Annotated in this window: 1 protein-coding gene; it reads right to left on the bottom strand. The window is 54.1% G+C overall.

Annotated features, from left to right (window positions below; translation table 11 throughout):
* Positions 1-362, bottom strand: a 362-nt coding sequence (locus tag P0G09_RS16015; RefSeq protein ID WP_275253153.1) for an ATP-binding cassette domain-containing protein, incomplete at both ends; no start/stop codon positions are given.

Below are 362 nucleotides of genomic sequence, written 5' to 3'. Positions count from 1 at the left end.
GGTCATGGTCTGGAAGGAGACCTCCCAGATCCTGGTGCAGATATTGTCCAGGAAATAGCGGTCATGGCTGACGACCAGCACGGCACCGGAATAGCCCTTGAGGTAATTCTCCAGCCAGTCCATGGTGGCAAAATCCAAGTGGTTGGTGGGCTCGTCCAAGATCAGGACATCCGGCTTTTCCAACAGCAGCTTTGCCAGACGAAGGCGCGTCAGCTCACCGCCCGAACGCACAGCGATATTCTTAGTCCAGGTATCCTGCGCAAACCCCATACCGGACAGCACCTTTATGATGTTGACATCCATATTGTAGCCGTCAGCGGCATCAATGATGTTCTGCAAGGCATCGTGCTGTTCCAGCAAAG

The organism is Faecalibacterium sp. DFI.5.82, assembly GCF_029076575.1.
Taxonomy (GTDB): domain Bacteria; phylum Bacillota; class Clostridia; order Oscillospirales; family Ruminococcaceae; genus Faecalibacterium; species Faecalibacterium duncaniae.
This window is presented reverse-complemented; position numbering and strand designations above follow the sequence as displayed.